At 40.7% G+C, this 12,767-nt stretch carries 13 protein-coding genes and 1 pseudogene; 2 read left to right on the top strand and 12 right to left on the bottom strand.

Annotated elements, in window-relative coordinates; all coding sequences use genetic code 11:
* Positions 1-6: 6 nt before the first annotated feature.
* The gene (rocF, locus tag J2Z20_RS04585; RefSeq protein ID WP_209845804.1) at positions 7-885 is read right to left on the bottom strand and encodes an arginase; all 879 of its coding nucleotides are present in this window, start codon (positions 883-885) and stop codon (positions 7-9) included.
* Positions 886-1,299: 414 nt separating this feature from the next.
* Here rocF and J2Z20_RS04590 point away from each other — a divergent pair, with 414 nt between their 5' ends.
* Together J2Z20_RS04590 and J2Z20_RS04595 are read left to right on the top strand one after the other, a co-directional pair.
* A complete protein-coding gene (locus J2Z20_RS04590) occupies positions 1,300-1,758 on the top strand; it encodes an alpha-amylase family glycosyl hydrolase (protein ID WP_415639997.1) in 459 nt (152 codons plus the stop codon).
* Positions 1,759-1,922: 164 nt separating this feature from the next.
* Positions 1,923-2,594, top strand: a pseudogene (locus J2Z20_RS04595) (cupin domain-containing protein).
* Between the two features lie 75 nt (positions 2,595-2,669).
* Here J2Z20_RS04595 and J2Z20_RS04600 read toward each other — a convergent pair.
* The 11 genes from J2Z20_RS04600 to J2Z20_RS04650 form a co-directional block, all read right to left on the bottom strand.
* Entirely contained in the window at positions 2,670-2,927 is a 258-nt protein-coding gene (locus J2Z20_RS04600) for an HPr family phosphocarrier protein (protein ID WP_209845805.1), read from the bottom strand.
* Positions 2,928-2,938: 11 nt separating this feature from the next.
* Complete coding sequence (gene dhaM, locus J2Z20_RS04605) at positions 2,939-3,334, bottom strand: dihydroxyacetone kinase phosphoryl donor subunit DhaM (protein ID WP_209845807.1); 396 nt, start codon at positions 3,332-3,334, stop codon at positions 2,939-2,941.
* The gene (dhaL, locus tag J2Z20_RS04610) at positions 3,331-3,963 is read right to left on the bottom strand and encodes a dihydroxyacetone kinase subunit DhaL (RefSeq protein ID WP_209845809.1); all 633 of its coding nucleotides are present in this window, start codon (positions 3,961-3,963) and stop codon (positions 3,331-3,333) included. The genes dhaM and dhaL overlap by 4 nt, the downstream gene beginning before the upstream one ends.
* Positions 3,964-4,000: 37 nt before the next feature.
* A complete protein-coding gene (gene dhaK / locus J2Z20_RS04615; RefSeq protein WP_209845810.1) occupies positions 4,001-4,993 on the bottom strand; it encodes a dihydroxyacetone kinase subunit DhaK in 993 nt (330 codons plus the stop codon).
* A 41-nt stretch (positions 4,994-5,034) separates the two neighbouring features.
* A complete protein-coding gene (gene ptsP, locus J2Z20_RS04620) occupies positions 5,035-6,684 on the bottom strand; it encodes a phosphoenolpyruvate--protein phosphotransferase (protein WP_245252010.1) in 1,650 nt (549 codons plus the stop codon).
* Between the two features lie 204 nt (positions 6,685-6,888).
* A complete protein-coding gene (locus J2Z20_RS04625) occupies positions 6,889-7,419 on the bottom strand; it encodes a PadR family transcriptional regulator (RefSeq protein ID WP_209845814.1) in 531 nt (176 codons plus the stop codon).
* A 28-nt stretch (positions 7,420-7,447) separates the two neighbouring features.
* Positions 7,448-8,665, bottom strand: a complete 1,218-nt coding sequence (locus tag J2Z20_RS04630) for an MFS transporter (RefSeq protein ID WP_209845816.1) — start codon at positions 8,663-8,665, stop codon at positions 7,448-7,450.
* 154 nt (positions 8,666-8,819) lie between these two features.
* A complete protein-coding gene (locus J2Z20_RS04635; protein WP_209845818.1) occupies positions 8,820-9,569 on the bottom strand; it encodes a CPBP family intramembrane glutamic endopeptidase in 750 nt (249 codons plus the stop codon).
* 194 nt (positions 9,570-9,763) lie between these two features.
* The gene (locus tag J2Z20_RS04640; protein ID WP_209845820.1) at positions 9,764-10,228 is read right to left on the bottom strand and encodes a DUF2062 domain-containing protein; all 465 of its coding nucleotides are present in this window, start codon (positions 10,226-10,228) and stop codon (positions 9,764-9,766) included.
* 373 nt (positions 10,229-10,601) lie between these two features.
* On the bottom strand, positions 10,602-11,321 hold the full coding sequence (locus tag J2Z20_RS04645) for a YebC/PmpR family DNA-binding transcriptional regulator (protein ID WP_209845822.1): 720 nt from the start codon (positions 11,319-11,321) through the stop codon (positions 10,602-10,604).
* Between the two features lie 153 nt (positions 11,322-11,474).
* A complete protein-coding gene (locus J2Z20_RS04650) occupies positions 11,475-12,698 on the bottom strand; it encodes a spinster family MFS transporter (RefSeq protein WP_209845823.1) in 1,224 nt (407 codons plus the stop codon).
* Positions 12,699-12,767 lie beyond the last annotated feature (69 nt).

Raw genomic sequence — 12,767 nt, forward strand, 5'->3', positions numbered from 1 at the left:
ACATTTTTAAAACAATTCGTTAATGAGTGATACGACAATTTCAGCGGTTACATTACGTTCATCCAATAGAGGATTCAATTCTACAAACTCAGCAGAAACGAGTTTATTCCACTTACATACTTCTTTTAAAAGATAAGCAGTTTCTCTGTACGTTAATCCACCTTGGACCGGCGTGCCCACACCTTTGACTAAGTAGGGCTCGAGCACGTCCAAATCAACACTAAGATGGATATAATCTACACCATTTTCTTCAAATTTACGCTGTAAATCATCCATAATGCGTGCGATCCCGTGTTCTTCAACATCGCAATTGGAATAACAGGTGATATTTTTTTCATTTAGCAAAGCAATTTCACCTGGATCTAAATCTCTCACACCGATAATGACTACATTTTCCGGCTTTATTTTAGGAGCGAAATGATAAATAGATGTTAATCGTTCATCACCTATTCCTATATTTATGGCTAGCGGCATACCGTGAATATTACCTGACGGGGTTGTTTGTTCTGTATTTAGATCCCCATGCGCATCAACCCAAATCACACCTAAGTTTGAATAGTTTTTAGCCACGCCAGCAATCGTACCAATAGCGATACTATGGTCCCCGCCAATAATTAACGGAAAGGTTCCTGATTTAATGACCTGATCTACATCCTTTGCGATCCTATTTCCAGTTTCAATAACAGAGGATAAGTTTTTCAGTACAGGATTTTGCGCATCTTCGACTTGAACCAAGCCAACCTCTTTTTCGGATACGTCATAATTTTTTCGCTGTAAGGATTCCATAAGACCCGCATATTTAATTGCCTTTGGTCCGAGGTCGCACCCTCTTCGATGTGAGCCTAACGTAAATGGTACATGTACCACACTTATTTTCTTGTTCATTACGGTCACCCCCAGGGGATATGACTATCATTTAGTAAAATTGATAAAATGTATCCCTCCTCAAAGCTTCATGCTATAGATGTTATGCAAATTCGAGCCTCAAAATCACCACCCCCAAGCCACTGAAGAGTACATTATCCGTAATCCATCGTTAACAAATTATGCTGGAGCTTGTAAGTAAGATAACAATAGATCAGCTTTTCAAAAGTTCGGTGCTATAAAAAATTAGTAGACTGACTCTTATGAAAGCGTTATCATATAATTGTAATAATTTCCAAATATTCTCAGATACTTCTATGATTTACTCTTCAGCAGTTTGACTCTATCACTCTGTTAGGGAGGTGTTTTTTGAAATCATGTTTTGAAGCTTCTGAGTATTTACATTGTTTATTCTATTTAAGGAGGATGGCAAAGATGATTAGGTTAAAAAAATGGTTTTATGTCCTATGTATCTCTGCTCTCGCAACAGTTACTCTGGTTTCCTCCACACCTGCTCAAGCAGCTACAAGCATTAATGGCACGATGATGCAATACTTCGAATGGTATTTGCCGGATAACGGCACACTTTGGACTAATTTGGGCAACGATGCCGCACACCTTAAAAATATTGGAATAACAGCTGTCTGGATACCGCCTGCATACAAAGGTGGAAGTTCTAGTGATGTTGGTTACGGGGTTTACGACAAATACGATTTGGGTGAATTCAACCAAAAGGGTACTGTACGCACAAAATATGGAACAAAGAGTCAGTTGACTAGTGCAATTGGCACGCTGCATACCAACGGAATTCAAGTGTACGGTGATGTCGTTCTTAATCATTTGATGGGTGCCGATGGTGTTCAACAGTGGCAAGCGGCTCAAGTCGATCCGTAGTGAAAGAGAAAGAGGATCCGCACGATGGATCCTCTTTTTATTTTGTTGCAATAAATATTATGAATACCTTCAAGATCATAAATCGAAGCACGATCATTCGAAATGAAACATAAGATATCCCATAAGTCAAATGCCTATTATTGAATGAGAGACAGGGGAATAAAGTGGCGACTTCTTATATGGACTATTCTTCACCATCCGCACAGTTTACGTATGATTTAAGCAACAACACATTTTATAAAAAAGATAATCAGAACTATATTAATGTTCTCTCCATCAAACAGCTGAACACACTACGAAATACCTCCCTGCTAGACATTTATCTTAGCACGGGAAACGTCATTGAGCCTCATATCCATCAAAATGCTTCTGAATTGGTATATTGTATTTCAGGCGCGGCCGTCGTCTCCCTGATTAACCCCTTTACGAAAGAGCTTCGCAATTTCCCAATTCAGCCGGGCCAAGTGGCTAATGTTCCTCAAGGATGGTGGCATTATGAAATTGCTTAGGTTGATAACACGCATTTATTGGCCGTATTCGATGCTCCTATTCCGGAAATTATACCTGGTTCCGACCTGCTTCGATTGACGCCAGCGAGTGTGTTAGCTCATACGTATTGTCTCAATGAGGCAAAAGTGAAGGATACGTTGGCACCTATTACACAAACTGTATTTATTGGACCGCCAAGTGATTGCAAGTCAGGTAAAGTTGCGACCAATCCAGCATATGTGAATCAGGCATACTACAATCAGTCACATGGTCAACAACATCGTCAAACATTTGATTATCCGCAGCAACAGCCTGTCATCGGCAATGGATGGGGATATCAAAAATAGGCCGCGATTTACGCGGCCCTATACTTTCACATGTTCTATAGTTCTGTCATACGTTTCGCCTACAAAGTTTCTATTCTACTCACTGCTCAAGAACCTTTCAATTGCTGCCGCGACTTCGTCGGCGTCATCCCCTTCAATCTCAACCTTTAGCATTTCACCCTGTTTCACAGACAGCTTCATTAATTGAATAATGCTTTTTCCATCGATCTTTGTATCCTTATAGATAATATGGATGTTGCTCTCATATTGCTTCATCTGTTTTACGAGCTCAGCTGCGGGACGAGCATGTAAACCGTCTGGCCTTAGGACGATAATATCTTTCTCTACTCTCATCTTTAATCACCTTATATCTTCTTTTCAAGCAACCTGGTTTGTTCGGCCACCTTCAATGCTTCTTCCAAATCGGCACCACATCCAGACTCAACTGCAGCAGCGTACACACCCTCCACTAAAGGCGCATCTGCAATCTTGACGTTCTGTGGATTCCCTAACATATCAATAGCCAATTCGGCATTCATCAAAGCACTGCCCAAATCAAAAAATAGAATGACGCCTTTATCCGAATACACACTTTCAATCGCTTCTTTTATCTTGATCACACTAGTACCAATATCGTTATCCTCTGTACCGCCGGCGATTGCAATCGGAACGTCCGGTTCTACTTGAGAAGCAATCATTTTCAGACCATAAGCCAAATCATAACTATGAGAAATGAGCACAAGTCCTACATATCGACTCATTTTGCCTCATTCCCTTCACCTAACGTTTCAAATAATGCTTCAAACAAAAAGGATGATGATACCGCCCCAGGATCGAGATGACCGATAGAACGTTCTCCTAGATAGGCAGCACGCCCTTTGACTGCCTTCATTGATTTCGTTTTCTCTGCTTGCTCCCAGCAATAGGAGATTGCTTCTTGCCAATCGATGTTTTCTCCTTTTTCCTGTAAATAGTCTGCAAGAGGCGTCCATACATCGAGCACTGTTTTATTGCCAACCTCAGATTTTCCTATACCTTTTATGGCCTCAACAGATTTGTGCAGAAATTGTGAGAATTCAGAAACTGTAATTTCCTTTTTCCCTTTAAGTATTGCCCCGCCTTTAATGAAAGCGATTCCATAAATAGGCCCCGATGCGCCGCCAACCTTTTGGATTAATGTGTTACCAATCGTATGGAATAATTGACCGATGTCGTCCGTTTCTAATGTTTGAATGTTATGAACTACTTCCTGAAAACCGCGGGACAAATTAATACCATGATCCCCGTCACCAATCGCTTGATCTAATTCTGTTAAATAGTTTTTTTGCTTCATAATCTGTTCGGCTGCCCTTACTATCCACTTCGTGAGCTGATTGAAGGTAATTGACATTTTATCTCTTCCCCACCAAAGAATTTAACGATAAATATTACTTCCAACCTAGCGTGTCGGCTTTCGCATCCAATAACTCAGTTAACTCTTCGTCCAATTTCAGCACCGACACCGAACATCCGGCCATTTCAAGCGACGTCATAAATTCGCCAACGTACGTTTTGTGTACGATAATTCCTTTACTTTGAAGCACTTTGCCTATCGTTTTGTTCATCACATAAAGCTCCATTTGAGGTGTGCTACCTAGGCTGTTGAGCATAACTGCGACTTTATCATCTGCCTGCAAATTCAGGTCATTAATCACCAATGATAATAATTGATCAGCTACAGTGTCAGCACTCTCTATTTTCGCACGATGCGTCCCTGGCTCACCGTGAATGCCCATTCCGATTTCCATTTCATCTTCAGGAATTTCGAAGCCTGCTTTACCTGCAGCGGGAACTGTGCAAGGTGTGAGCGCCATTCCCATACTTCTTACATTATCGATTACTTTCAAGGCGACTCTCTCCACTTCTTCCAGTGAAGCGCCTTGATCGGCAATAGCCCCGGCAATCTTATGGACAAATACGGTACCCGCAATTCCTCTTCTACCGGTCGTATAAGTGCTGTTCTCCACCGCAACATCGTCATTGACGATGACTTTGGTCACTTGGATGCCTTCCGCTTCGGCCAATTCCGCAGCCATTTCGAAATTCATTACATCACCGGTGTAGTTTTTAATCACTAATAATACTCCTGCTCCGCCATCCACCGCTTTTATAGCCTCCAGTACCTGATCCGGTGTCGGTGAGGTGAATACTTCTCCGCATACTGCGCCATCAAGCATACCTTTTCCTACGTAGCCTGCATGAGCCGGTTCATGACCGCTTCCACCGCCGCTTACCAATGCTACTTTCCCATGAACAGGTGCATCTGCGCGAACGAGCACGCTTGTATCCGGGACATTCTTTAGTCTTTCAGGGTGAGCGTATAAAATCCCATCAATCATGTCACGTACAACCTGCTCCGGATCATTAATCAGTTTTTTCACAATAAACGCCTCCTTATTTTTTTGGGGTCTTCGTTATATGTTCATGTGCCCGCATGAAGCATTTGCGCAGCAATAATGGCACATTCATCTAAGGTTGTTCTGCTTAAGATTTCTTTGATCTCAGAGGACCTTGCTACGCTCATGCTCAGTTTAGCAATCCCAAGACCGATCAAAAATTCCGTAAACTTCGGATTACCTGCCATTTCACCGCATACGCTGACAGGAACTTGATATTTTTGGCCTGCAGATGCGACTTTAGCGATAAGCTCAAGGACAGCTGGATCTTCTTCACGATACAAATCCGCGACAAGCGGATTCGTGCGATCAATGCCGAGGGTGTACTGTACCAAATCGTTGGTACCTATACTCACAAAGTCGCAATGTCGAATAAATGATTCGATATTAATCGCAGCACTTGGAATCTCGACCATGATTCCAACGGGTATATTTGAATCATAGGAATGTCCCTCTAAAGTAAGCTCACTCATAACCTCTTGCAACAATTTTTTCGCTTGAAGCACTTCTTGTACATTGCAGATAAAGGGGAACATGATTTCCATCCGCCCATAATGACTGGCTCTTACCAAAGCCCTCAAGTGAATACGAAAAGCTTGTGAATGGTACAGAGCAAGCCGGATGCCTCTTAAGCCTAGAAAAGGGTTGGTCTCTTGACTAACCGTCAATTGCGGAACTGCTTTATCTCCGCCAATATCGAACGTTCGGAATGTGACCGATTTTTCTCCTGCTGTACTTAAAACTGATTTATAATACTCAAACTGTACTTCTTCACTCGGTAAATCGTTATGTTCATAATACAAATATTCCGTACGAAATAACCCGATTCCATCTAGTTGATAGCCTTCAATGTCTTTGGCATCAACAGTCTTGGCTGCATTTGCGAGCATATGGACTCTAGTCCCATCACGCAGAGCAGCTTTTTTGTACCGAAAAGAATCGATATAGTCCTTATGTTTACTTGAGATTTCGAACTTATGATGAAGCGATTGTAAGGTTTGCTCATTCGGTTCGATAATGATCAAGCCGCTTTCCCCATCGACAACAATTTGGATTCCGTTCACAATCTCATTTATCACATTTCCTAGACCGAGTACCGCTGGTTTACCTAAGGAACGCGCAAGAATTGCCGCATGGCCGTTGCTTCCCCCTTTACCAGATATTACCCCTATGACCTCTTTGGCCTGTAAATGAATAATATCGCTCGGATATAACTCATCCGTAACCAGAACCGTACCCGGAGGAAAATCGATCTGTTTCAAATTACCTTCTATGACGCCCATCATCAGTTGAAGTAAATTGTTGAAATCTCCGGACCTTTCCCTCATATAGTCATCAGTTAGTTTGCTAAATTGTTCAGATAGGGTGCTTAACCCTTGCCGAACGCTATCTTTAAGTGATACTCCTTTCTTCTGCAGCTCTTCAATCTGTTCTATTAAATAATCATCTTCCAATATCAATTGATGCATTTCAAAAATGGATGCTTCTGCCTGACCAATATTATTCGCGATTTCAGCTTCCATTTGCTGCAATACTTTCTTTGTTTGTTCAATGATTTCACCAAGATTAAGATGATCAACGTCTTCATGTAGTTCATTGAATGACAAAGGATTATTTCTTAGCCAAAGCGCTGTTCCCATTACAATTCCCTGTGATACTCCTATACCTTTATACATCTTTTCCACAGCAAATCTACCACCCTGCACCCAAAGATAGTTAAATTGCTCCGAGATACACACATCGATGGTGAAAAAATAATTACTTGTTTACTAATCTATATGTACCAGTTTTCCGATTATCACAATACTAAAATCAGAACAGAATTGTGCATATAAAAAACCACTATCCATTTTGGTGGAAAGTGGTTGTCCATTTTTCTATTACTTATTCATTTCTTCCAGTTTGATAATGGTGTCCTTGAGCCACTGGCGCTCAACTCGGCTCGTTTCCCTAGCGATATGTAACATTCCATGACGGAACAGATCGTGATCTTCAGTGTATTTAATTAGAGTTCCATTATTAGAAAAAAAGCTCTTCCCGCCCATCAAAAAGTTCAAGCGGCGTTGTAAAACGTTGATTTGAGCTTGTGGTTCCAAAAACTTGAGGAATGCGAGTAAAGTAAAAAAACGATTTCGGTCTGAAATATCCATTTCTTCTGGATCAGCTAACTCTTTCATTAGTTTGGCGACGCCTTCTTCGGTAAGATAGAGAACCATCTTCTCTTGACCGTTTTCACCAGGTTCTCTTTTTTTTACCAAGAACTTATTCTTCTCTAGGCGACTAATCGCAGGATATAAAGCACCGTCACTTACTGGCCGAAAATGACCGGTCAACATCGTTAATCTCTGCTTCAATTCATATCCATGCATTGGAGATTCATGAAGAAAACCTAGAATAGCAAGTTCTAACATAAAAATGATCGCCTCACAAGTGTATTTATTAAATCGAACTGTTAGTACGTTTCCCTAACCGTACTGACTTTGTGTTAAAAAGAGTGAGACTTAGCAGAAAAACCGCTAAAGCCATCAATTGAAATAGTATCATAACAAGGAGCATTGGCATAGCTCCCCAGCTCTGATACAGTGAAGTACCCAAGATGGGTCCGAGCAATCGTCCGCAATAATTAAATACATTAATAATTCCTTGATAGGCCCCTTTGCGGCCTTCTGGAGCATACTGAGATGCAAAGGCTGGAATCGATGGCCATACGATGACTTCCCCGAGAGTCAATGACACCATGCCTAATAAGAAGAACAAATAATGATCATGGAAAGAAACTAAAATGAAGGATAACAAAAACAATCCTACTCCAATCACGAACTGTGATAGGGCTGAATTTAGACGTTCATGAATGAGTTTGTTAAAAGGTTGTAACCCCAGTACGAGTATACCGTTTATAGTCCAAAGAAAGCTATATGAGCTTGTCGAAAACCCTATATCGTTCATGAGCACAGGTACGGTAGTTTGCCATTGAATGTAACCGATCATCACAAAGGTGCCGCCAAGTCCTAGCAGAAGCAAGGGGATTAAGCCCCGCATTTGAAACATATGTCCATCTTTGCTTTCGGTAATGACTTTAATTTTATTACTCATTAAATTAGGTAATCCAGTGAAAGACAACATGAGTGCACTTGTAAAAAGCAAAGACATAACGAAGAATGATATGCGGAATGAATAAGAGGATGTAAGCCCCCCTAAAGATGTGCCGATCGCAACACCTATATTTTGAAAAATATAGTTAAGATTATAGGGCTTCTTTCCGCCTTCAGGCCAAATCATGCCCGCAGATGCACTAATAGAAGTGAAAATGACACCAATGAACATGGTCATAGCCACAAAAGCGATCAGGAAACCTAACCAATATTCCAATCCAATCATTAAGAAGCTGCTTATAACAATGATAATTAACGCACTAATCATTGTCTTTTTACCGCCAATACGATCAAACAAAACCCCGCCCAGCATACTTCCCAAAATACCTGCAGCCGCTTCCGCCGATAGTACAATCCCTGCAGTACTTACAGATCGATGAAGCACCTTAGTGACGTAAATCATAGTCAAAGGCCATAAAAATGAAAAGCCCGCCATAATGAGTAATGCACATACTGATAAAACCCAAACATGCTTCGGATATTTCAAATCACTAATTATTAACATAAATCCCACCCTTTCAATACCTCTATTCGATGTAATAATATCTCGATTAGAGGTATTAAGTCAATGGGTTTTCACTCTAATTTTCATCTACCACAGCAAAAAGACCGCCGAGACGGTCTTTGTGTAATTCACAATATATAACGTATAACTAGTGTTAACTTCCCATGATTCCGTGGAGTACAATATCTCCAACCATATGAGCTACTATTGCGTGTTCCAGACCCTTTTTCCAGTAAAGCCATCCATAAATAATGCCCGCAATTGAATTTAAAACAATGACTCGAATGATCATAATATCAGTTAAGCTGCCAAACATAAGCTTCGCTGCCGGCAAGTGCCCGACACCAAAGAGTAAAGCCGCAGCAATGATTCCAATCCAATATACGACTGCCCTTCTGCCAAACCACTTAGAAAGCACCCAAATAATCAGAGTGGCGAGAAACAGCCTTAACAAAACTTCTTCAAAAATACCTCCTTGAAACGCAGTAAGCATACCTTCCCACCACTTTACCTTAATTGACGGCAAATTCTCATTAGATAGTAGCGGCTTGAATATTCCGAGTTCCAATACTAACACAATCGCTGTAGCTGCTAGCCCCCATCCAATTGACTTCAAGAAGCTATTCATTGAAATTTTAGGTATAGCTGTTCTCGATACAAAAGCTCTTAAAATAGGCGAATCTAATCCTATGTACTTCCCTGTTTTAAGTCCAACTAAGGCTAATACGAAAGCAACGATCGTCCCTTGAACGGTCTGCAAGGTTAAAATAAGCGATAATGGAACGTCTAACTGAACTAGTTTATCCCCCAATGTAGCCTTGACGTAAGGCAGTCCGGTTATAAGGCCAAATAGTGTAAGAAGTGCTAACAACCCGGCTAGCTTTAAATCAATCCATTTTTTCATGATACAGTCTCCTTCTGTAAACAAATTTATTTTTTTATTATCATTATCAATAATGATAATAATTGGGGTATAGAAATTAGTCAACTGTTTTTTGGAAATACATTCATTTATTGATAGGTGTGAACTTATCTTTATTGAGATTAAAATACAAAAAGGCTTTAGAATCTTCTAGTGATTCTAAAGCCCTTGTATTTTTAAGAAATAGTGGTTTTTGATCTTCGCTTTAACCTTAGTACAAGGATAAGTCTGATCACAAAGTAACAAATGACAGCTAAAATCCCACCAATAATAACAGCCCCAAGCAACAACTCAGCACCTTTGTGTAATACACCTCTAGCCCATGTCCATTTATGCGAATACGGATCAAAGTTATTATGGAGCAAACTTTTTCCGATCTTTAATTCCAATGGTGCTAATGGAATGTATACAATCTTTGTAAAGAAATAGCCTACTAATGCAGATGTCATACTATACTTCAGTAACCTGACAATAACAAGCATTAGCACAAAAGCGATTCCTACTGTTGGTATAGTCAACATTTCTGAGATTACCCCGATCGCAAAGCTCATTGCTACTAGATGCGGTCCTGCAGGGTCATTGAGCAACAAGTGCCAATTACTCTTAATTTTTGTCTTCAACTTGCTTAAAAAACCTTTCATATGCCACCACTCTCATTGCTCTTTGTATCATAAAATATAGCATACCCCATACTAGTGACCATCAGTAAAATCATCTTCTGGCGGGAATTGAGGTATTACTCTCTCATGAATCATTTCATCTTTCTTTCGTAACGTACAAAAGCTACATTACCAGTATAAACGACTAAGATTAAAAATGTATAAGAAACATTTTTTTGCCTGAAATCGTCTACATTAGTAGACATACTGAAAAGAATCTCGAAGCACAAGTTGAACGAGATGGGTACATATCTAGTTAAAAAAGACCTTGAGGGAGTTTATCCTTCAAGGTCTCAACATTCAAAAGGCGCTCTTCTCTAGAATTCACATGTTTAATAAAATAGATCGATCAGACTCATTCACCAAAATCCACATTGTGGTAAACATGTTGAACATCTTCTAGATCTTCTAACGCATCAATCATTTTTTCGAATTGTGCTTGTGCGTCTTCTGGAAGTGTTACATAAGTCTGCGGAAGCATTGTAAGTTCAGCTACTGTGAATTCAGTAATTCCGACATTTTTGAAAGCTGCTTGCACTGCATGGAACTGATCTGGTTCCGCATAAATGATAACTGCATCATCTTCCTCTATAATGTCTCGCACGTCTACTTCTGCTTCCATTAATATTTCTAACACTTCTTCTGCTGATTTACCCTCTAAACCAATAACAGCTGTGGCATCAAACATATATGCTACAGATCCGCTTACCCCCATGCTGCCGCCATTTTTACTAAATGCAGCACGCACTTCTGAAGCGGTACGGTTCACATTATTTGTCAGTGCGTCTACGATGACCATGGATCCATTGGGTCCGAAGCCTTCATAACGAAGTTCGTCATAGGTTTCATCCGAATTACCTTTTGCTTTTTCAAGTGCACGGTCAATGATCGCTTTCGGTACATTGTACGTCTTTGCACGTTCGAGTACGACTTTTAAGGTTCGGTTCGATTCTGGATCCGGTTCACCTTGTTTAGCCGCCACATAAATCTCGCGTCCAAATTTTGCATATATACGACTCGTATTTGCATCTTTTGAAGCTTTTTTTTCTTTAATATTATTCCACTTACGACCCATACTTTTCTCGCTCTCTTTCCAACATGAATTACATAATCGGTCTTCTATATACCCTTGTTTATTATATATCTTATAGGTCACTTGAACAAGTTGAAGTGCTACAATTATGGCAAAATAGCGAAACTAGCTAAAGTGATTGATGACCTCGAGCGCTTATAACATCAACTCATTTGCATTGGGTGGCTGAACTGACCGCCGTTTACTAGGAACATAAATAATAATCGCTATAAATAACAATGCTGACGCAAGCATAGGTACCGACAAAATTTGAATGGCTTGCACTAATCCGCTTCGATCTGAAATGGTGCCGACGATCGTAGTGCTGAATACATCTCCGAATAGATGCATAATAAACATGGCTAATGCTTGAGTTGTATTCCAAAGGGGTCTATAAGATACATCAAACACAATAGCTGACGCAATACCAACGTGCCACATCATAAAGAAAACAGAAGCGAATAGAAGCGGCAAACTTAAAACTTGCATTCCGATTGCGAGACAAATCGCAGATAGGAGCATTGCTGATGAGACTGTGTATATTCGGCCTCTCGGATTACGTTTCTGCCACATATCTGCAATCATCCCGCCGAGCGGTGCACCAATTAAGCCTGCAACAACAATGAGTCCTCCGGCTACTGTTCCCGATGAAGCAACTGAAAATCCGAAAGACCGATGCAGCAAGCTTGGACCGAAATAAGCAATGGCGCCGAATGCAAATGCTATCCCTGCATAACCCAACGAGGACAATAGAAATGGAATATTCGAAAAAATTTTGATGACGTCTCCTTTGCGGATTTCCAGTCTTCCTTCTCCCTTAACCTTACTGAAATCAACATCAGGCAGTCTCCACGTAAGATAAGCCAGCAAGAGTCCTGGAATCCCTACAATTGCAAAAGCCCACTCCCAACCTAATGAGGAAGCGATGGCACCGCCTAATGTCACCCCAAGCGCGCTGCCGATCGGCAATCCCAAATTAAATAATCCGAGTGTTTTGGCACGCTTGCCTTCAGGATAAAGGCCTGAAAGAATCGAACTGCCTGTCGTCACAAATGCCGCTTCACCTATACCAACCAAAGCTCGAAACAGGTACAAAGAAGAAAAGCTCCATGCAAATGCCGACCCGATTGTGGCTATACTCCAAATTGCCGTACCAATTGCAGCCACCTTATGAGGTTTCCAGCGGTCTGACCATATTCCGAAAGGAATCGCTGTAATCGCATATGTAATCATGAATGCCGTTCCAAGCAGGCCCGCAGCAGCATCATTAAATTTAAAATCCTGTTGAAGGACTGGCAGTACGCCCGAGGTCACATTGCGGTCTAAATAATTTAAAATATTGAGCAGCAAGAACAGAAAAAATACCCGCTTCGCATTCATCAACAAAACTCCTTTTTCTTGCAGTTTACTCTTGAATTGTTTTCTTTAAGTAAAAAAAATCCAATAATT

Origin of the sequence: Paenibacillus sediminis, assembly GCF_017873765.1 — a bacterium.
Classification (GTDB): domain Bacteria; phylum Bacillota; class Bacilli; order Paenibacillales; family Paenibacillaceae; genus Paenibacillus_AG; species Paenibacillus_AG sediminis.